General features: G+C 72.8%; 17 protein-coding genes. 9 read left to right on the forward strand and 8 right to left on the reverse strand.

The features are described 5' to 3' along the window. Positions 1 to 5: 5 nt before the first annotated feature. On the reverse strand, positions 6 to 431 hold the full coding sequence (locus IE97_RS0111945) for a pyridoxamine 5'-phosphate oxidase family protein (protein WP_030236477.1): 426 nt from the start codon (positions 429 to 431) through the stop codon (positions 6 to 8). A 96-nt stretch (positions 432 to 527) separates the two neighbouring features. Beyond that, positions 528 to 1,700 (reverse strand): thiolase C-terminal domain-containing protein, encoded by a 1,173-nt coding sequence (locus IE97_RS0111950; protein ID WP_030236482.1) that lies wholly within the window; start codon positions 1,698 to 1,700, stop codon positions 528 to 530. 113 nt (positions 1,701 to 1,813) lie between these two features. Here IE97_RS0111950 and IE97_RS0111955 point away from each other — a divergent pair, with 113 nt between their 5' ends. Next, positions 1,814 to 3,004: an acyl-CoA dehydrogenase family protein gene (locus IE97_RS0111955; protein WP_030236485.1), complete on the forward strand. Its 1,191-nt coding sequence runs from the start codon at positions 1,814 to 1,816 to the stop codon at positions 3,002 to 3,004. Further along, entirely contained in the window at positions 3,001 to 3,471 is a 471-nt protein-coding gene (locus IE97_RS0111960) for a nitroreductase family deazaflavin-dependent oxidoreductase (RefSeq protein ID WP_030236490.1), read from the forward strand. The genes IE97_RS0111955 and IE97_RS0111960 overlap by 4 nt, the downstream gene beginning before the upstream one ends. A gap of 80 nt (positions 3,472 to 3,551) precedes the next feature. Here IE97_RS0111960 and IE97_RS0111965 read toward each other — a convergent pair whose 3' ends face one another. After that, positions 3,552 to 4,199, reverse strand: a complete 648-nt coding sequence (locus IE97_RS0111965) for a TetR family transcriptional regulator (protein WP_234310735.1) — start codon at positions 4,197 to 4,199, stop codon at positions 3,552 to 3,554. Positions 4,200 to 4,321: 122 nt separating this feature from the next. Here IE97_RS0111965 and IE97_RS0111970 point away from each other — a divergent pair, with 122 nt between their 5' ends. Both IE97_RS0111970 and IE97_RS0111975 read left to right on the forward strand, forming a co-directional pair. Beyond that, positions 4,322 to 5,044, forward strand: coding sequence for a VOC family protein (locus tag IE97_RS0111970; protein WP_030236497.1), 723 nt, complete (start codon positions 4,322 to 4,324; stop codon positions 5,042 to 5,044). A 215-nt stretch (positions 5,045 to 5,259) separates the two neighbouring features. Then, positions 5,260 to 7,695, forward strand: a complete 2,436-nt coding sequence (locus IE97_RS0111975) for a PQQ-binding-like beta-propeller repeat protein (RefSeq protein ID WP_030236501.1) — start codon at positions 5,260 to 5,262, stop codon at positions 7,693 to 7,695. 233 nt (positions 7,696 to 7,928) lie between these two features. Here the strand turns inward: IE97_RS0111975 and IE97_RS0111980 are convergent, their stop codons facing one another. From IE97_RS0111980 to IE97_RS0111995, 4 genes are read right to left on the reverse strand one after another with little or no spacing between them, the layout of a single operon-like run. After that, positions 7,929 to 8,879: an alpha/beta fold hydrolase gene (locus IE97_RS0111980; protein ID WP_030236505.1), complete on the reverse strand. Its 951-nt coding sequence runs from the start codon at positions 8,877 to 8,879 to the stop codon at positions 7,929 to 7,931. 49 nt (positions 8,880 to 8,928) lie between these two features. Next, the gene (locus IE97_RS0111985; RefSeq protein WP_030236509.1) at positions 8,929 to 9,714 is read right to left on the reverse strand and encodes an enoyl-CoA hydratase/isomerase family protein; all 786 of its coding nucleotides are present in this window, start codon (positions 9,712 to 9,714) and stop codon (positions 8,929 to 8,931) included. After that, positions 9,711 to 10,124, reverse strand: a complete 414-nt coding sequence (locus IE97_RS0111990) for a Zn-ribbon domain-containing OB-fold protein (RefSeq protein WP_030236512.1) — start codon at positions 10,122 to 10,124, stop codon at positions 9,711 to 9,713. The genes IE97_RS0111985 and IE97_RS0111990 overlap by 4 nt, the downstream gene beginning before the upstream one ends. Before the next feature lie 10 nt (positions 10,125 to 10,134). After that, complete coding sequence (locus IE97_RS0111995) at positions 10,135 to 11,304, reverse strand: lipid-transfer protein (RefSeq protein ID WP_030236515.1); 1,170 nt, start codon at positions 11,302 to 11,304, stop codon at positions 10,135 to 10,137. Positions 11,305 to 11,411: 107 nt separating this feature from the next. On the opposite strand from IE97_RS0111995, the gene IE97_RS0112000 reads away from it, so the two are divergent. Beyond that, a complete protein-coding gene (locus IE97_RS0112000; RefSeq protein ID WP_030236518.1) occupies positions 11,412 to 13,022 on the forward strand; it encodes a FadD3 family acyl-CoA ligase in 1,611 nt (536 codons plus the stop codon). On the opposite strand, the gene IE97_RS0112005 is transcribed toward IE97_RS0112000, so the two are convergent. Beyond that, positions 13,012 to 13,935: an SMP-30/gluconolactonase/LRE family protein gene (locus IE97_RS0112005; protein WP_030236521.1), complete on the reverse strand. Its 924-nt coding sequence runs from the start codon at positions 13,933 to 13,935 to the stop codon at positions 13,012 to 13,014. The genes IE97_RS0112000 and IE97_RS0112005 overlap by 11 nt on opposite strands. 127 nt (positions 13,936 to 14,062) lie before the next feature. Here IE97_RS0112005 and IE97_RS0112010 point away from each other — a divergent pair, with 127 nt between their 5' ends. The 4 genes from IE97_RS0112010 (at position 14,063) to IE97_RS42470 (ending at position 18,329) form a co-directional block, all read left to right on the forward strand. Beyond that, positions 14,063 to 14,341, forward strand: a complete 279-nt coding sequence (locus IE97_RS0112010; protein ID WP_037834573.1) for a hypothetical protein — start codon at positions 14,063 to 14,065, stop codon at positions 14,339 to 14,341. After that, positions 14,341 to 14,736, forward strand: a complete 396-nt coding sequence (locus IE97_RS0112015) for a hypothetical protein (protein WP_030236533.1) — start codon at positions 14,341 to 14,343, stop codon at positions 14,734 to 14,736. Before IE97_RS0112010 ends, IE97_RS0112015 begins: the two co-directional genes overlap by 1 nt. Positions 14,737 to 14,897: 161 nt before the next feature. Further along, positions 14,898 to 17,936, forward strand: coding sequence for an AfsR/SARP family transcriptional regulator (locus tag IE97_RS0112020; RefSeq protein WP_030236535.1), 3,039 nt, complete (start codon positions 14,898 to 14,900; stop codon positions 17,934 to 17,936). Between the two features lie 216 nt (positions 17,937 to 18,152). Then, positions 18,153 to 18,329 carry a hypothetical protein gene (locus IE97_RS42470; RefSeq protein ID WP_199807082.1) on the forward strand — a complete coding sequence of 59 codons (177 nt, stop codon included), beginning with the start codon at positions 18,153 to 18,155 and terminating at the stop codon, positions 18,327 to 18,329. Positions 18,330 to 18,449: the final 120 nt, after the last annotated feature.

Raw genomic sequence — 18,449 nt, forward strand, 5'->3', positions numbered from 1 at the left:
GCTCGTCATACCTGCCCGAGGTCCGCCGACACCCACCGCTCGGGCCGCATGCGGAGCACCACCATCTCGCCGTGGTTCTTCCAGGAGTAGTCCACATAGCCCTCGACCTTCTCGGCGGGCAGGTAACGCGCCGAGATCTCCCGGAGCTGCTCCAGGGTGGCGGGGGAGGTGTCGACCACCGGGCCTTCGACCGACACGTACCTGATGGTCGGCTCCAGCCGGTCCACCATCAGCGAGAACCGCCCCGCCGCGCTGATCAGCTCGTTCTTGCGGGAGTCGAGACCGGTCATGATCCAGATGTCGCCGCCCGGCTCGTACTGGTACCAGATCGGCACGGTCAGCGGGGCCCGGCCCGGTCCCGCGTCGACGGCCAGTGCGGCGATGTGGGGTTCTGCCAGGAACTGCTCACGCTCTTCACGGGTCAGGGCCATTCCGGTCTCCTTCGACAGGGCGGTCGGCGTTCGGAACATCCCAACGCCCCCGCGGGCGTCCGGTGTTCCCCCGAGTCGTCCTGCGCACAACCGGGGTCATCCCGCCGCCAGCACCACCGTCCCCGACGAACAGAACCACCCGCCGGTGCCGGACGCGACCGCCAGCCGTGGCAGCGTCCCGTCGCCCCGCCGCACCTGCCGGTCCTCCCCGGCCTCCCCCCGCAACTGCCGCACCGCCTCCACCAGCAGGAACAACCCCCGCATCCCCGGGTGCTGAGCCGAAAGACCGCCCCCGTCGGTGTTCACCGGCAGGCCCCCGCCCCCGACCCGCAGCCGCCCCTTCTCCACGAACGCGCCGCCCTCGCCCTTCCCGCAGAAGCCGAGGTCCTCCAGCGTCACCAGCGTCATGTAGGTGAACGCGTCGTAGATCTCCGCGAGGTCCATCTCGTCCGGCCGTACACCGGCCCGCTCGAAGGCCAGCCGGCCGCTCACCGCCGCCGGGGAGACCGTGAAGTCCGGCCACTCCGACATGGCGGCGTGCGAGACGTACTCCCCGCTGCCCAGCACCCACACCGGTGTCGTACGGCAGTCCCGTACGTACTCCTCCGCCGCCAGCAGCACCGCCGCCCCGCCGTCGGAGCGGACGCAGCAGTGCAGCTTGGTGAAGGGGTCCGCGATCATGGGGCCGGCCAGGACCTCGTCCACCGTGACCGGGGTGCGGAACATCGCCTCCGGGTTCAGCGCCGCGTTGGCCCGCGCCTGGACCGCCACCTCCGCCAGCTGCTCGATCGTCGTGCCGTACTCGATCATGTGGCGGCGGGCCGCCATGGCGTACTTGGCGATCAGGGTGTGACCGTACGGGACCTCGAACTGCATGGGGCCGCGGGTGCCGAAGGACAGTGTTCCGGTGCGGCGGCCCGCCTTCACGTCGGCGCGGGCCGTCGAGCCGTAGGCGAGCAGCACCACCCGCGCGTGCCCGGCCGCGATCGCGTCCGCCGCGTGGGCCGCCATGACCTCCCAGGTGGAGCCGCCGACGGAGGTGGAGTCGACCCAGGTGGGGCGCAGGCCCAGGTACTCGGCGACCTCGACGGGGGCCAGGGTGCCCAGCCCGGCGGAGGCGAAGCCGTCGACCAGTGACCGGTCCAGGCCCGCGTCGGCCAGGGCGCGGCGGGCCGCCTGGGCGTGCAGGGTGTACGGGGTCGCGTCGTCCACCCGGCCGCAGTCCGCGAGGGCCGCGCCGACGACGGCCACTTTCCTCCGGGCCACCATGAATCTGACGGTACATCAGATATAGCCGGGCGCAAGCACGGCAGCAGGAGTCTGGGCTTCCCCGCCCCTCCGCCCTAATATGACGAACCGTCAGATGCGGAGGTGGTACCCCCATGGACGCCCGCTTCACCGCCGAACAGGACGAGATCCGCCGCACCCTGCGCGAACTGCTCCACAAACGGTGCGGCCCTCAGGAGCTGCGGGCCGCCGTCGACACCCCGGCCGGGCACGACGTGGCCCTGTGGACCGCCCTCGCCGAACAGCTCGGCCTGCCCGGACTGGCCCTCCCGGAGGCCTACGGCGGTGTCGGCTGCTCGGTCACCGAGCTTGCCCTGGCCTGCGAGGAGACGGGCCGGGCGCTCGCCCCCTCGCCCTTGCTCGCCACGGCGGTGCTCACGGCACCCCTGCTGCTCGCCCTCGGCACCGACACCCAGCGGTCCGGCCTCCTCCCGCGCATCGCCTCCGGCGGGCTCACCGCCGCCCTCGCCGTACCGGGCCCAGCCCTCACCACCGCCCTCGCGCTCACCGGCCACGACCGGAACGGGGAGTGGGCGGGCGGCGGGCGGGCGGGAGGTGTGCAGGCCCGGCGGGTGGACGGGGGCTGGCGGCTGTACGGGCAGGTCGAGCAGGTCCTCGACGGGCACAGCGCGGATCTGCTGCTGGTCGCCGCGCACGCCGGGGGGTTCACCCGCTCCCGCGTCCTGCTCTTCCTCGTACGCGGCGACGCGACCGGCCTCACCCGCGTACGGCAGACCACGCTGGACGCGACCCGTCCACAGGGTCGGGTCCAACTGCGCTACGCGGAAGCCGAGTTGCTCGGTGAGGACGGTGGCGACATCCTTCCGGCCCTCGCCCGGCTCGGCGGCACCGCGGCCGCCTGTCTGGCCGCCGAGGCCGTGGGGGCCGCCGACCGGGTGCTGGAGCGGACCGTGGAGTACGTGGGGCAGCGCGAGCAGTTCGGGCGGCCGGTCGGGTCCTTCCAGGCGGTCAAGCACCGGCTGGCCGATGTGTACGTGCGGGTGCGGGCGGCCCGCTCGGCGGCGTACCACGCGGCCTGGGCCGCCGCCCGGGAAGCCCGCGGGGAGCCGGCCGGCGGGCTCGCCCTCGCCCAGGCCCTCCAGGCGCTGCGCTCGGCCGCCGCCGAGGGGATCCAGCTGCACGGCGGCATCGGTTTCACCTGGGAGCACGAGGTTCACCTGTACTTCAAGCGTGCCGCGGGCGACGAGCTGCTGTTCGGGCCGGTGCACCGGCTGCGGGCGCACGCCGCCGACGCGGCGCACGTCTTCGAGGAGGCCGGCCGGTGAAGGGCGTGCGGTTCGTGCAGAAGGTGTCGTCCACCCGCGGGTTCGCCCGGGTGGCACCGTACGTCTTCCCGGCCCTGGACCGGGCCGTGCACCGGCTCAGCCGGGGAAAGATGCTGCTCAGCGCGCAGCTCCTGCCGGGGGTCGTGCTGACGTCGACCGGGGCGCGGAGCGGACAGCCGCGCCGTACGCCGCTGGCCTGCATGCCGGAGGACGGCGGGCGCAGCTGGATCCTGGTCGGGTCCAACTTCGGACGGCCCGGGCACCCCGCCTGGAGCCACAACCTGCTCGCCCACCCGGACGCCGAGATCAGCTGGAAGGGCCGGGACATCCCCGTCACGGCCCGGCTGCTCCAGGGGCAGGAGCGGGCGGCGGCATGGCAGGCGGTGCTGGCGTTCTGGCCGCCGTACGCGGCGTACCAGGCGCGGGTGGACCGGGAGATCCGGGTGTTCAGGCTCGTGCGGCGGTGAAAAGCACAGGCGGCGGCCCACTCGGGTGGACCGCCGCCTGCCAGACAGGACTTGGGTATGTGAAAGAGGCCGGGCCGGGGCTACTTCGTCGGCTTCCTGCCCGTGACGCCCAGGTGCACCAACATCGCGAGGTTCGGCTTCAGTTCGGCCTGCTTCACGCCCCAGGAGGAGAAGCCCTTCTGGTGGGAGGCGACGGCCGCGAGCATCGCGACCAGCGAGCCGGCGACGGCCGCCGGGTTCACGTCCTTGTCGACCCTGCCCTTGGCCTGGAGCTCGGCGACGGCGTCCGCGAGGGAGTTGTTCACCGAGTTGAGGATCTTCATACGGAGCTTGTAGAAGCGCTTGTCGCCCTCGGCGGCGCCCAGATCGACGACCCGGAGGATCGCGTCGTTCCGGCGCCAGAACTCGAGGAACCCGTCGACCAGTTCCTGCGCCGTCTGCCAGCCCGCCTTGCCGGCCCACGAGCGGCCTTCCAGGAGCTCGGTCAACGCGGCGCCCTCGGTCGCCATTTGCTCGGCGATCTCCAGGACGGCGCCCTCGACGTCCGGGAAGTACTGGTAGAAGGTCGCGGGCGAAGTCCCCGCCTTCCGGGCGACATCGATGACCTTGACATCCCGGTAGGGGGAGGAGCTGAGCATCTCGCTGAGGCAGTCGAGCAGCTTCTGCCGGGTCGCCTGCCCACGCCGACCGGCCACGCGGCCGTCGACGGTACGCACTTGTCCTGTCATGACGTCAGCTTACCGAGGCGTGATCTGGGCGCGATTCGGCCGACTGCAAATGGGGTGTAAGGAAGTACGGAGCCTGGTGTGCCTGGTCTGCGGGCTGCGGCCGTCACGGTTACGTTGGCGGCATGGCCGAAAACAGGGCATCGGTGTACGCAGAGGGCGTCCCCTGCTGGGTGGACGCGCAGCTTCCCGACGTCGAGGCGGGCAAGCGGTTCTACGGTGAACTTTTCGGATGGGCCTTCGAGGACTGGTTCGGCCCCTTCACGCGGGCTCTGAAGGACGGCGAACCCGTGGCCGCGCTGGTCCGCAAGATGGACGGCCGGCTGCCCACCGTATGGACGGTGTACTTCGCGACCCCGGACGCCCCGGCCCTGGCCCGGCGCGTCCGGGACGCCGGCGGTCAGGTCATCTCGTCGCCGGTGCCGGCCGGTGAGCTGGGTGTGACCGCCCTGGTCACCGACCCCGAGGGTGCCGTCTTCGCGCTGTGGCAGCCCGGCGAGCACCCCGGTTTCGGCAGGCGGCACGAGCCGGGCACCTTCGCCTGGGCCGAGCTCTACGCACGGGACACCGAGGCGGCCAACGCCTTCTACGGCGACCTCTTCCAGGAGGCCCTGTTCGGGCCGGACGCCGAGCCCGACTTCGGCCGGGCACCGGTCTCCGACGTGTTCCCGGCCGAGATGCCGCCCCACTTCCTCGTCCACTTCGCCGTCGAGGACGTACCGGCCGCGCTGGAGGACGTGACCCGGCTCGGCGGCCGCGTCCAGGCCCCGCCTTTCGGGGCCTCGTACGGCACGGTCGCCGTCGTCACGGACAATCAGGGGGCGTCCTTCGCGCTGCTGCACCGCTGAGCGGGCACCGGATGGTCTCTGCGATGATCACTGTTTGGTCATTGTTTAATTGCTTATGCCCCGAGACATCCCAATTGCCACCGGGTTCGCAACCACGGCTCCGGCCAGGAAGAATCGGGGTGCGTGCCGCCATGGCGGTGCGGTGGTGAGACGCTGCACGGGGTCGCGTGGAACATGTGGCTTGGCGCGGCTCGTACGGGGAGGTGGCAGGCAGAGTGGTGGATCAGCTGACGCAGCACGATCCGCGGCGGATCGGGCCGTTCGAGGTGCTGGGACGGCTGGGTGCCGGCGGCATGGGGCTGGTCTATCTCGCGCGTTCGGCGTCCGGCCGGCGTGTGGCGATCAAGACCGTCCGGACGGAGCTGGCGGAGGACCAGCTGTTCCGGGTCCGCTTCACACGTGAGGTGGAGGCCGCCCGCGCCGTCTCCGGCTTCTACACGGCCGCGGTCGTGGACGCCGACCCGCGGGCCGCCGTGCCGTGGCTGGCCACCGCCTACGTCCCCGCCCCCTCCCTCGAGGAGATAGTGAACGAGTGCGGGCCGCTCCCGGCCCAGGCGGTGCGCTGGCTGGCCGCCGGCGTGGCCGAGGCGCTCCAGTCCATCCACGGCGCCGGGCTCGTCCACCGTGACCTCAAGCCGTCGAACGTCCTCGTCGTCGAGGACGGCCCCCGGGTGATCGACTTCGGGATCGCGTCGGGTGTTTCGAACACGCGTTTGACGATGACGAACGTCGCCGTCGGCACGCCCGCCTACATGTCCCCCGAGCAGGCCAAGGACTCCCGCAGCGTCACGGGCGCGAGCGACGTCTTCTCCCTCGGCTCCATGCTGGTCTTCGCCGCCACCGGACACCCGCCCTTCCACGGCGCCAACCCGGTGGAGACGGTCTTCATGCTGCTGCGCGAGGGCCCGGACCTGGAGGGCCTCCCGGACGAGCTGCGTCCGCTCATCGAGTCCTGTATGCAGATGGACCCCACGGCCCGCCCCAACCCGGCCGACCTCCAGGCCCAGCTCGCCCCCCACCTCTTCGGCTCCGGCTCCGACGACAGCGGCACGGCCTCCGCGTGGCTTCCGGAACGGGCCGTCGGCCTGATCGACCCCCGCCGCAACGGCCGCCCGGCCGGCAAGCCCGCCCCCGGCGCCGGCCGCAGCGGCGGCGGACGCCCGGCCCCCGGCCCCGCGCCCATCCCGCCCCCGCCCTCGCACGACCCCGTCGTTCCGGCGCCCGTGCCCGCCGCCGCGTCCGTGGCCGCCCCTTCCCCCAAGCTCTCGGCTTCGCCCGAGCAGGGAGGTGCCCCCACGGGCCCCGACACCGGCCCCGTGCGGCTGGCCGGCGCCCAGGTACCCATCGGTCCGGGCCCGCGCGTCGCCGACATCCGTGCCGCCGCCGTCAAAGCACCCCCTCCGGAGGCCGCCCTCGCCGCCTCCTGGGCCAAGCACCGCCCCGGCGTCAACGGCACCGACCCCGCCGTCGGCCCTGCCGTCGCCGCGCCCCCGGCCCCGGCCGCGCCGCCCGAGCAGCCCGGCGGCTGGCGGCCCTGGCGCTTCCGCATGTCCAACGACGTCTGGGGCACCCCCGCCGTCGCCGACGACCTGGTCTACGTCACGTCCTTCGAGGTGCACGCCCTGGACGTCGCCACCGGCCGCCGCCGCTTCAAGACCCGGGACGTCGCCTGGTCCATGGCGGTCGCGGACGGCCGTATCCACGCCTCCGACGGCCCCACCCTGTTCGCCCTGGACGCCCGCGAGGGGGGCGACCTGTGGCGCTTCCAGACGGACGCCTGGGTCTACTCCCTCAAGGCCGGCCACGGCACCGTCGTCACCGGCACCCGCGGCGGCGGAGTCCAGGGCTGGGAGGCCTCGAACGGGCAGAAGCTCTGGGAGATCACCGGCTGCCAGACCGACTTCGAGTCCCCGGAGGCCGGACCCGCCCTGCACGACGGCACGGTCTACGTGTGGCAGGACGCCCGGCTGCGCGCCCTGGACGCCCGCACCGGCGACGAGCGCTGGTCGTACCCGATCGGCGACGCGGCCTCCTGCGGCGGCGTCCCGGTCCGCGTCACCCAGGCGCCCGACGGCTACGTCTACGTCTGCGCCGGCACCCGCGTCCTCGCCCTGGACGTGGCCGCCGGGCACGTGAAGTGGCATTTCGAGGCGCCGGCCGTCTTCCTCTCCCCGCCCACCTTCGTGCCCGGCCCGGCCGTCACCGGCGGCGGCATCTACCTGGCCGACTACCTCGGCACGGTCTACGCCCTCGACGCCACCGACGGCCGTGACCGCTGGCGCATCGCCACCGAGTCCCGCGCCTCCGTGGACCCGGTCCTGGTCGCCGCCGGCCACGTCCACGTGGGCAGCGGCAAGGGCCTCTACACCCTCGACGCGGTCACCGGCACACCCAAGTGGCGCTTCCAGGCGGGCGGCGACATCGTCGGCGCCCCCTCGGTGGCCGAGGGCCGGATCCACTTCGGCTCCACCGACCACCTGCTCTACACCCTGAAGGCCGACGACGGCCGGCTGCGCTGGAAACTCGCCACCGGCGGCGAGATCACCGGCTCCCCGGTCGTCCAGGACGGGGTGGTGTACGCGTGCAGCAAGGACCGCTGCGTGTACGCGCTGGACGCGGAGAAGGGCACGGGCACGGCGCGCACCGCCTGAGCGGCTCCTTTCACCGTGCCCGCCCGGGGCGCTCATGGCGCGAGGGCCCCTGAACACCGGGGACGGCCGTCGTACCGGCACACGGAAGGGTTCGGACGGCGGCCGTCGTTCATCGGGGGGCGGCCCGTTCACCGCCTCCACCGATGACGCTACGCCGGGTGCGTGCCGGTCGCACGCGGTGAGGCGGCCGTGACGAATGATCGCGGCCGAGTCGTCCTCCCGCTCCGGCGGCGTCAGTCCCGCAGCTCCGTCAGGAACTCCAGCAGCGCCTCGTTCACCTCGGCGGGCCGCTCCTGCTGCGTCCAGTGGCCGCAGCCCGGCAGCACAAGCGGCTTGCGGCGCAGGCCGGGCATCAACTCGGGCAGCTTCTCGATCAGTTCGGGCGTGCCCGGGAAGGCCGGGACCAGGTCCCGGTCGCCGTACACGTACAGGGCGGGCGAGGACACCACCGCTTGCTGCCAGGGGGCGGTCAGCTCCCAGTTGCGGTCCAGGTTGCGGTACCAGTTGAGCGCGCCGGTGAAGCCCGGCGTGAAGCTCTCGGTGAGCAGGTCGAGGTCCTCCTCGGTGAGCCACTCGGGCAGCACCTCGGGGTCCGGCGCGTCCGCGAGCCAGCCGCGCTCCGGGTCGACCAGGGCCTGCTCGGGGCGCCCGGCGCCCGGCGCGTCACCGGAGGCGGAGTACAGCAGCTTGCGCAGGGTGGTGCGGGTGTCCGCGGTGAACTCGGCCTCGGCGACGCCCGGCCGCTCGAAGTAGTTCCAGTAGAAGCGTCCCTCGAAGCGCTCCCGCATGGTCCTCAGCGGCGGGTGACCGCCCCGGAACGGCGGCGGCACGCTCAGCCCCGCCACCCCGCGCACCACGTCCGGCCGCAGCAGCGCGGTGTGCCAGGCCACCGGGGCTCCCCAGTCGTGCCCGACGACGAACGCCCGTTCCTCGCCCAGCGCGTGGACCAGCCCGACCACGTCCCCCACCAGGTGGAGGATGCTGTACGCGGCCACGTCCTCGGGGTGGTCGCTGCCTCCGTACCCGCGCTGGTCGGGAGCGACCACCCGGAAACCGGCCTCGGCCAGCGGCCCGAACTGGTGCCGCCAGGAGTGCCAGGACTCCGGGAAGCCGTGCAGCAGCACCACGAGCGGGCCCTCGCCCTGCTCCGCGATGTGCAGCCGTATACCGTTCACGTCGATCATCCGATGCTCAACCACCCGTCGAGCATACGCGTGTAGGTGCCAACGGTTTTCACTCGCGCAGCCGGTACTCCCGTCCCCGCCCCCGCTCCGCGAACAGCCGGGCCTGTCGCTCACCCGGCGCGTTCCCGAGTGCGATGAGATGCGGTGCCTGCGCGACGCCCCGGGACCGCCCGGCCTCGCTCGCGGCCCACAGCGCCCGCACCGTCCCCTGCACGGCCTGCGTCGGATACCCGGCGATGACGGCGGCACAGGCGATCGCCGCCTCCAGCGCCTCGCCCTCCGGCGCGAGTTCGGACACCAGCCCGGTCTCGTACGCCCGCCGGGCCGAGATCCGTTCGGCCGTCCCCATGAGCGCCATCCGCGCGACCTCCCCGTAGGGCATGCGCTGCGCCATGAGGACGGACTCGTAGGCGCTGACCATGCCGTAGGTGGTGTGTGGGTCGAAGAAGGTCGCGGTGGTGTCGGCGACCACGAACTCCGCCTCGCCCAGCAGGTAGAAGGCACCCCCGCAGGCCATCCCGCGCACGGCGGCGACGACCGGCTTCCACAGGTCGTTGGCCTTGGGCCCCACGCCGAGCAGCGGATCGTCCTGCGCGAACGGCGAGTTCGGCTGCGGTACGACGGCGTTCCGGTCGATCCCGGTGCAGAAGGCGCGCTCACCGGCTCCGGTGAGGACGACGGCCCGCACCGAGTCGTCGAACCGCAACGCCCGCCACACGGAGACGAGTTCGCCGGCCATGGCGAGGTCGATGGCGTTGAGCCGGTCGGGCCGGTTCAGCGTGACGACGGCGACCCCGCTGTCCGGGTCCGTGCGGACGACGACCACACCGCTCATGACCGCTCCGGAACCCACCGGGGCAGGCCGTCGTCGAAGGCGACCCGCACCCGGGCGCCGATGCGCAGGCGTTCCGCCGGGAGGGAGCCGAGCGGCTCACCGGGCCCGGCGACGAGGTTGCCGACGAGCCGGATCCGGGGCGCCTCGTCGAGCTCGACGACGACCACGTTGTACGGCGCCAGCTCCGCGTAGTCCGGCAGCAGGGGCGGATGCGGGACGACGTACGACCACACACGACCGGCCCCCGACACCAGCCGCCACTCGGCCTCGAACGACTGGCAGTGCGGGCAGCAGGGCCGGGGCGGGAAGCGGAGTTCGCCGCATCCGGCGCAGGCCTGGACACGGAGTTCGCCCCGGGCGGCGTACTCCCAGAAGGGGGCGCCGTCGGCGTCGGTGACGGGACGCAGCATCGGTAGCTCCTCAACTCCTCAGCAGCAGGGCGGAGGTCGGCACACCCTCACCGGCCGTGACCAGACAGGACGAGGCGCCCGGCACCTGCGCGGTACTGGTCCCGCGCAGCTGCTTCACCCCTTCGTTGATGAGGTTGAAGCCGTGCACGTAGGCCTCGGACAGCCCGCCCCCGCCGGTGTTGACGGGCAGCAGCCCGCCGATCTCCAGCGCCCCGCCCTCGGTGAACGCCCCGCCCTCCCCGCGCCCGCAGAAGCCGTACCCCTCCAGGGAGAGCAGGACCAGGGGGGTGAAGGCGTCGTAGATCTGGGCGACGTCCACGTCCTGAGGGGTCAGGTCGGAGTGCTTCCACAGATGCCGTGCGGCGCTCCAGGCCGGGCCGGTGAGGGGGTCGTCGTTCCAGTAGTTGACCATGCCGTGGTGCTGGGCGGGCAGCGACTGGGCGGCGGAGTGGACGTAGACGGGTTTCCGACGGCAGTCCCGGGCCCGCTCGGCGGAGACCACGACGCAGGCCAGCGCCCCGTCCGTCTCCAGGCAGTTGTCGAAGAGGCAGAGCGGCTCGCTGATCCAGCGGGACGTCATGTACATCTCGCGGGTGAGGGGCCGGTCGTACATGATCGCGGCGGGGTTCTGGTTGGCCCGGTTGCGGCAGGCCAGGGCGACGTTGAACAGGTGGTCCCGGGTGGCCCCGTACTCGTGCAGGTAGCGACGCGCGAGCATGGCGATCTCGTCCACCGGCCTGAGCAGACCGTACGGCCGGGTCCACTGGGCCGGGGTGGGGAGCTGGACGGTGGTGTTGGTCCAGGGACGGGGCCCGCTGCCCCGCTTGCGCGACCGCCAGGCCACCCCGACGCTCGCCTGCCCGGTGGCGACGGCGGCGGCGAGATGGGCGACGGTGGCACACGAACCGCCGCCCCCGAACCCGACCTTGCTGAAGAAGGTGAGGTCACCGAAGCCGCAGGCCTTCGCCAGCTCCACCTCGTCCGTCTCCTCCATGGTGTAGGAGGCGAGCGCGTCGACCTCGCCGGGCGCGATCCCGGCGTCGTCGAGGGCCGCCAGGACGGCACGGCAGGCGAGGGTGCGCTCGTCCTCGGGGAGCCGCTTGGCGAAGGGCGTCTGGCCGATGCCGACGATGGCGGTGGCGTCCTTGAGGCCGGCCGGTCCTGCTGCTCCTGCTGCCATGTGCGCGCACCTCCGGCCCGAACGGTTCGCTGACAGGTCGTCAGATTACAGCTAATCTGACGGTCAGTCAGCTCTTCGTCGGTTCTTCTGCTCCCGGGAGGCTTGCTGTGCGAGCGGAGACGGAACGGGAAACCATCCCGCGTCTGGTGAGGGCGGCGGCCGAGCGGTACGCGGATGTCGAGGCGGTCGTCGAGGGCCGTACCCGGATCACCTACGCGGAACTGGGCGCCCGCGTGGAGCGCGCCGCGGCGGCCTGCCTGGCGAACGGGGTCGGACCGGGCGACCGGGTCGGCGTGTGGGCGCCGAACACCCTCGACTGGATCGTCAGCGCCCTGGGCGCCGTCTCCGCGGGCGCGGTGCTCGTGCCGCTCAACACCCGCTTCAAGGGCGCCGAGGCGGCGGACGTGCTCCGCCGCAGCGGCACCCGGCTGCTCTTCGTCACCGGCACGTTCCTCGGCACGTCCTACGTGGCGTCCCTGCGCAGGGCCGCCGGAGAGGGCCCGGGCGGCCCCGGCCCGCTGCCCGGACTGCCTCAACTGGAGCGCGTGGTGGTGCTGTCGGAGGACGCCCCCGCCGACTTCCTCACCTGGAAGGACTTCCTGGCGAGCGGGGAGGGAGTGGGCTCGGGCGACGTGCGCGCACGGGCGGACGCGGTCGACGGCCCCTGGACCTCCGACATCATCTTCACCTCGGGTACCACGGGCCGCCCGAAGGGCGCGGTCATCACCCACACCCAGTCGCTGCGGGCGTACGGCATCTGGAGCGATCTGGCCGGCCTGACCGAGGGCGACCGCTACCTCATCGTGAACCCCTTCTTCCACACCTTCGGCTACAAGGCCGGGGTGCTGGCCTGCCTGATGCGGGGCGCGACGATGATCCCCCAGCCGGTGTTCAGTGTGAACACGGTCCTGGCCAACATCGCCGCGGAACGGGTCTCGGTGCTCCCCGGCCCCCCGACCCTCCTCCAGTCCCTCCTGGACCACCCGGCCCGGGACGCGCACGACCTGTCGGCACTCCGCCTGGTGGTGACGGGAGCGGCGGTGGTACCGCTGCGGCTCGTCGAGCGGCTGCGCACCGAACTCGGCGTCGGCACGGTCCTGACGGCCTACGGCCTCTCCGAAGCCGGCGGCGTCGTCACGATGTGCCGCCGCGGCGACGACCCGGCGGTCATCGCCTCGACGTCGGGCCGGGCCATCCCCGGCACGGAGGTACGGGTCGCGGACCCCGAGGGCCGGCCCCTGCCGCCGGGCGCGCCGGGCGAGGTCCAGGTCCGCGGCTTCAACGTCATGAAGGGCTACCACGAGGACGAGCGGGCCACCGCCGAGGTGCTGCGGCAGGACGGCTGGCTGCGCACGGGCGACATCGGCGTCCTGGACCCCGAGGGCAACCTGCGCATCACCGACCGTCTCAAGGACATGTTCATCGTCGGCGGCTTCAACGCCTACCCCGCCGAAATAGAGCAGCTCCTGGGCCTCCACCCGGACGTGGCGGACGTGGCCGTGATCGGCGTCCCCGACGCCCGGCTGGGCGAGGTCGGCAGGGCCTACGTCGTCCGGCGGCCGGGAGCACTGCTCACCGGCGACGACCTGATCGCCTGGTCCCGCCGGGAGATGGCGAACTACAAGGTCCCGAGATCGGTTGAGTTCGTGGCCGAGCTGCCCCGCAACGCGAGCGGCAAGGTCGTGAAGGGGGCGCTGCGGAAGGCGGTCACCGGCTGAGGGGGAGCGGAGAGGTCCCGGTGACCGACATGACGAGCGAGTAGAGCACGGTGTCGGCGGCGATGAACATCCGGTTCAGCCGGGCGCCGCCGAACCGGATGTTGGCGACGGTGCCGGGCACCAGGACACGGCCGAGGAGCGTGCCGTCGGGGTCGTAGCAGTGCACACCGCCGTGCAGGGCGGCGGCCCACAGCCGCCCCTGGTCGTCGAACCGGATGTTGTCGAAGATGCCGTTCGCGCACTCGGCGAAGACGTCTCCGCCGCCGAGGGTCCCGTCCTCACGGACGTCGAAGACGCGGATGTGGTTGGCGAGGCTGTCGGACACGAACAGCCGCCTCTCGTCGGGCGAGAACACCAGGCCGTTGGGCCCCTGGAACCCGTCGGCGACCAGCCGCACCTCCCCACTGCCCGGGTCCACCCGGTACACGTTCCGGGCCCCGATCTCACTCTCCGCCCGATGCCCCTCGTAGTCGGTGGCGATCCCGAACTCGGGGTCGGAGAACCAGACCGACCCGTCCGACCTCACGACGGCGTCGTTCGGGCTGTTGAGCCGCTTCCCCCGGAACCGCTCGGCGATCACGGTGACCGACCCGTCGTGCTCGGTCCGGGTCACCCGCCGGTTGCCCTGCTCACAGGTGATGAGACGCCCCTGCCCGTCCAGGGTGTTGCCGTTCGGAAACCCGGCGGGCGACCGGAACACCCCGACGGACCCGGTGGTCTCGTCCCAGCGCAGCAGCCGGTCGTTCGGGATGTCGCTCCAGACGAGATACCGCCCCGCGGGCACGTACACCGGCCCCTCGGCCCACCGGCACCCCTCGAAGAGCGTCTCCAGCTGGGAGTCCCCGGCCTGGCAGCGTCCCGTCCGGAACCGCTCGTCGAGGGTCTCGTAGGTCTGCGGTTGCTCGCCGGGCATGTCGCCGCCTTCCCGCTGGAGTGGACTTTCGAGTCGGCCGATGATCCGCCGGAACCACTATCGCGCGCCCGGACCAGCGGCGCATTCCGCCGGGCCGGGGACGCTCAGGTCCGGTATGGTAAGTGGTATGGCAACGAAGAAGTACACCGTGACGCTGCCGGAGGAGCTCGCCGAGGAGATCCGGCAGGAGGTCGGGTCGGGCGGCTTCAGCGCCTATGTCACGCGGGCCATAGAGCATCAGCGGGAGCAGGACCGGCTCGGGGAACTCGTGGCGTGGCTGGAGGAGGAGCACGGCCCCGTCACCGATGACGAACTCGCCGCGGCGGAGGCTGAGCGCAGGGAGCTCGAGCGCCACTTCGCTCAGCAGGGCGCGGCCTCCGGGAACCAGCGGAGGAGGGCGAGCTGATGGTGCCGTCCTGCTACGTGCTGGACTGCGAGGCGTTGTCGCGGGCCGTCCTGGGCGAGCGGGTGATGCTCGCGCGGCTCAAGGACGCCCACCGCTCGGGCATCCGCGTCGTGACCAGTTCCATGACCCTGATCGAGGCGTATCACTCCCGGGTGAAGCGCGCCGCCTGGACCTGGGCGATGTCGCGGGTCGTGGTGGAGCCCGTGACGCGGGACGTAGCCGATGCCGCCGTCACCCTCCTCCAGGACACCGGCTTGCACGGACACAAGTACGCGATCGACGCGGCCCTCGCAGTGATCGCGGGGCGGCAGCCAGGAGGCGTCGTGCTCTTCACCTCCGACGAGGACGACATGGGAAAGCTGTGCGGGCCGGGCGTGCGGCTCGTGCCGTTGTAGCCGGACTTCTCCACCCGCCCGCGTGCTGCCGCGTGCGAACAGAATGTGCGGACCTTGTGGACTCCCGTGCGTAGCGCTGTGATCGGTGTCCCCCACAGCTGACGTATCCGCCGCGCACAAGGCAAACTGGCGTGGTTGCTCAGGATGGCTAGGGGGACTGCATGGACGGTGTACCGGACGGTGTGCCGCGCGTACCGGAGCAGCGGCATCCCGGCTCTTCGGCGAAGTCGGCGGAATCGTTGAAGTCGGGCCAATCGGCGAAGCCGGCGGGATCGGCGGAAGGGGCGGACCCGGTGGCGTCGACGGCGCTGCGCTTCGGTGTGCTCGGACCGGTGCGCGCCTGGCGCGGCGACGAGCCGATCACCACCGGTTCCCCCCAGCAACGAGCCCTTCTCGCCGCCCTGTTGCTGCGCGAGGGCCGTACGGCCACGGCAGCGGAGCTGATCGACGCGCTCTGGGGCGAGGAACCGCCCTCCCAGGCGCTGGCGGCGCTCCGGACGTACGCCTCCCGGCTGCGCAAGGTGCTGGACCCGGGGGTCCTGGTCAGCGAGTCCGGTGGATACGCGGTCCGCGACCTGGCCGAGGGCGCCCTGGACCTGACCGCCGCTCAGGACCTGGCCACCGAGGCGGAGAAGGCCCGCTCGGCCGGCGACCTCTGCCACGCCCGGGACGTGCTGCGGCGGGCCCTCGCCCTCTGGGACGGGGAGACCCTGGCCGGCGTACCCGGCCCGTACGCGGAGGCACAGCGCGTCCGTCTGGAGGAGTGGCGGCTCCAACTCCTGGAATCCCGGCTGGACATGGACCTGGAGCAGGGCTGCCACGCGGAGGCCGTCTCGGAGCTCACCGCGCTCACCGCCGCCCACCCGCTCCGTGAGCGGCTCCGCGAGCTGCTGATGCTGGCGCTGTACCGCAGCGGCCGTCAGGCCGAGGCCCTCGCGGTGTACGCCGACACGCGGCGCCTGCTCGCCGACGAACTGGGCGTGGACCCCCGCCCCGGCCTCAGCGAGCTGCAGCAGCGGATCCTCCAGGCCGACCCGGGCCTGGCGGAACCCTCCTCTCCGGCCCCCGAGCCGGCCTCCGTCCCCGTCCGCCCGGCGCAACTGCCCGCGACCGTGCCGGACTTCACCGGTCGTGCCGGCTTCGTACGGGAGCTCGGCGACATCCTGGCCTCGGCCGACGGCGGGGTGATGGCGGTCTCGGCGCTGGCCGGGATCGGCGGCGTGGGCAAGACGACCCTCGCCGTGCACGTGGCCCACCAGGCCCGCGCGGCGTTCCCGGACGGGCAGCTGTATGTCGACCTGCAGGGCGCGGGGGCGCGGGCGGCGGACCCGGAGACGGTCCTCGGTTCCTTCCTGCGCGCGCTCGGCACCGCCGACACCGCGGTTCCCGACTCCCTGGAGGAGCGGGCGGCGCTGTACCGCTCGGTCCTGGCAGGCCGCCGCGTCCTGGTGCTGCTGGACAACGCCCGCGACGCCGCCCAGGTCCGCCCCCTGCTGCCCGGCACGGACGGCTGCGCGGCGCTCGTCACCTCGCGGGTACGGATGGTGGACCTGGCGGGCGCCCACCTGATCGACCTGGACGTGATGTCGCCGGACGAGGCGCTGGCGCTGTTCACGAGGATCGTGGGCGAGGAGCGGGTGGCGTCCGAACGGAAGGCCGCCCTGGACGTCGTCGGCGCCTGCGGCTTCCTGCCGCTCGCGATCCGCATCGCGGCGTCCCGGCTGGCGGCGCGCCGCACCTGGACGGTGTCGGTCCTCGCGGCGAAGCTCGCCGACGAACGCCGCCGCCTGGACGAACTCCAGGCCGGCGACCTGGCGGTGAAGGCCACCTTCGAGCTGGGCTACGGCCAGCTGGAGCCCGCCCAGGCCCGCGCCTTCCGCCTCCTCGGCCTCGCCGACGGCCCCGACATCTCCCTCCCGGCCGCCGCGGCGGTCCTGGACCTGCCCGTGGAGGACACCGAGGACCTGCTGGAGTCCCTCGTCGACACCTCACTCCTCGAATCCGCCGCCCCCGGCCGGTACCGCTTCCACGACCTCGTACGGCTCTACGCGCGTGCGTGCGCGGAACGCGACGAGATGCCGCCGAGCGAACGGGGCGCGGCCCTGTCCCGTCTCCTGGACTTCTACCTGGCGTCGGCGGCGGGCGTGTACGCGATCGAACGGCCGGGCGACCGGCTGGTGGACCATCTCGAACCGACCGCCTATCCGGGGCTGCGCTTCGACAACCGGCACGCCGCGCAGGACTGGCTCTACGCGGAGGCCATCTGCCTCCTCGCCTGCGTACGGCAGTCCGCCGGGCAGCAGGACACACTTCCCCGGGCGATCGACCTGCTGTGGGCCGCGCACGACCTCTCCGAGTCCGGCGCCAACTCCAGGGAGTACGAGACGACGGCCGAGACACTCCTCGACTCCGCCCGGCAGCTCGGCCTGGCCCGCGCGGAGGCCCGGGCGCTGACGACCCTCGTCAACGTCCACCACGTGGGCGGCCGCTTCGAGCGGGCCGACCAGGAGGCCGAGCGGGCCATACTCCTCGCGCAGGAGGCCGACGACCTCTTCACCGTCTGCTGGGCCGGCAACGCCCGCGGCATCATCGCCCTGTACCAGAACCGGCACGAGGACGGCGAGGAGCACCTCTCCCGGGCCATCGAGCACTTCCGGGCCCTGGGCAACCGCCCCGGCGAGGCCGCCGCGCTGTGCAACCTGTCCCGGATCCACCTCGCGACCGGGCGGACCCAGAGCGCGGTCGCGCTGGCCCAGGAGGGCATCGGCATCTACGACGCCATGGGCAACACCATGCGCGGGGCGAACGCCCGTTACGCCCTGGGGCTCGCCCTCACCCAGAGCGGCGAGCTGGGCAACGCGGCCGACCGGCTCCAGGAGGCCCTGGAGGTGTTCCGGGACAGCAGGCAGCGCCTCTGGGAGGGCATGACCCTGTTCCGGCTGGCCGAGGTGGACCTCGCCGCCCGGCGCCCCGCACAGGCCGCCGCCAACGCCGAGATGGCACTGACCGTGCTGCGCGGCATCGGCGGCGAGTGGCGACGGGGCAACGTCCTCACCGTCCTCGGCCGCGCGCTCAGCGGCATCGGCCAGACCGGCCGGGCCCAGGTCTGCTGGCAGGAAGCGGCCGGCATCTACGAGGAACTGGGCTCCCCCGAGGCCGCCGACGTACGCGCGCTGCTCTCCCCGGTGCGTGCGGCCTGACCTCCTGTCGCGGGCGTTCATCATTCGTTTATCGCCCCACGCCATGCTTGACGTAGTCGATCCGTCGCGTCGGGGGGCAGACGGGTCGCCGCACGGGGCCCCGCACCTGAAGCTCAGGTGAGCGGCCCAAGTGGGCCCGTCCGGTCGGACTCGGGGGAGTGACCGGGCGGGCCCGTCGAACCAACACTGCTTGATCTACACGGGGAGTTGACGACCATGGGCGACGAGCTCAAGCCGCAGGACCTGCACGCGACCGACGAGCCGCTGGGGACCGAGGACCTGCACGCCACGGACGAGGGCGCCGTCAAGAAGCAGGACCTGCACGCCACGGACGAGCCGCTGGAGACGAAGGACCTGCACGCCACGTCGGAGCCGTTCAAGCCGACCAGGTGATTCCGGTGAAGCAAGCCCGGTGAAGCAAGCCACTACACACGGGGTTCGGCCGCGACGGCGCGGAGGGGGAGCCGTCGCGGCCGATGTGCGTCCGCACCCGGACACCGGTTCTCCTGCGCC

This window comes from Streptomyces sp. NRRL S-455 (assembly GCF_000717875.1).
GTDB lineage: Bacteria > Actinomycetota > Actinomycetes > Streptomycetales > Streptomycetaceae > Streptomyces.

Bases quoted from the DNA above. Each gene is read 5' to 3' on its own strand.
- IE97_RS0111970 (WP_030236497.1), top strand. From the start codon at position 4,322: ATGGCCGAAAACAGGGCATCGGTGTACGCAGAGGGCGTCCCCTGCTGG.
- IE97_RS0111955 (WP_030236485.1), top strand. From the start codon at position 1,814: ATGGACGCCCGCTTCACCGCCGAACAGGACGAGATCCGCCGCACCCTG.
- IE97_RS0111995 (WP_030236515.1), bottom strand. From the start codon at position 11,304: ATGGCAGCAGGAGCAGCAGGACCGGCCGGCCTCAAGGACGCCACCGCC.
- IE97_RS0111965 (WP_234310735.1), bottom strand. From the start codon at position 4,199: ATGACAGGACAAGTGCGTACCGTCGACGGCCGCGTGGCCGGTCGGCGT.
- IE97_RS0111990 (WP_030236512.1), bottom strand. From the start codon at position 10,124: ATGCTGCGTCCCGTCACCGACGCCGACGGCGCCCCCTTCTGGGAGTAC.
- IE97_RS0111945 (WP_030236477.1), bottom strand. From the start codon at position 431: ATGGCCCTGACCCGTGAAGAGCGTGAGCAGTTCCTGGCAGAACCCCAC.
- IE97_RS0112020 (WP_030236535.1), top strand. From the start codon at position 14,898: ATGGACGGTGTACCGGACGGTGTGCCGCGCGTACCGGAGCAGCGGCAT.
- IE97_RS0112010 (WP_037834573.1), top strand. From the start codon at position 14,063: ATGGCAACGAAGAAGTACACCGTGACGCTGCCGGAGGAGCTCGCCGAG.
- IE97_RS0112005 (WP_030236521.1), bottom strand. From the start codon at position 13,935: ATGCCCGGCGAGCAACCGCAGACCTACGAGACCCTCGACGAGCGGTTC.
- IE97_RS0112015 (WP_030236533.1), top strand. From the start codon at position 14,341: ATGGTGCCGTCCTGCTACGTGCTGGACTGCGAGGCGTTGTCGCGGGCC.
- IE97_RS0111985 (WP_030236509.1), bottom strand. From the start codon at position 9,714: ATGAGCGGTGTGGTCGTCGTCCGCACGGACCCGGACAGCGGGGTCGCC.
- IE97_RS42470 (WP_199807082.1), top strand. From the start codon at position 18,153: ATGGGCGACGAGCTCAAGCCGCAGGACCTGCACGCGACCGACGAGCCG.
- IE97_RS0111950 (WP_030236482.1), bottom strand. From the start codon at position 1,700: ATGGTGGCCCGGAGGAAAGTGGCCGTCGTCGGCGCGGCCCTCGCGGAC.
- IE97_RS0111980 (WP_030236505.1), bottom strand. From the start codon at position 8,879: ATGATCGACGTGAACGGTATACGGCTGCACATCGCGGAGCAGGGCGAG.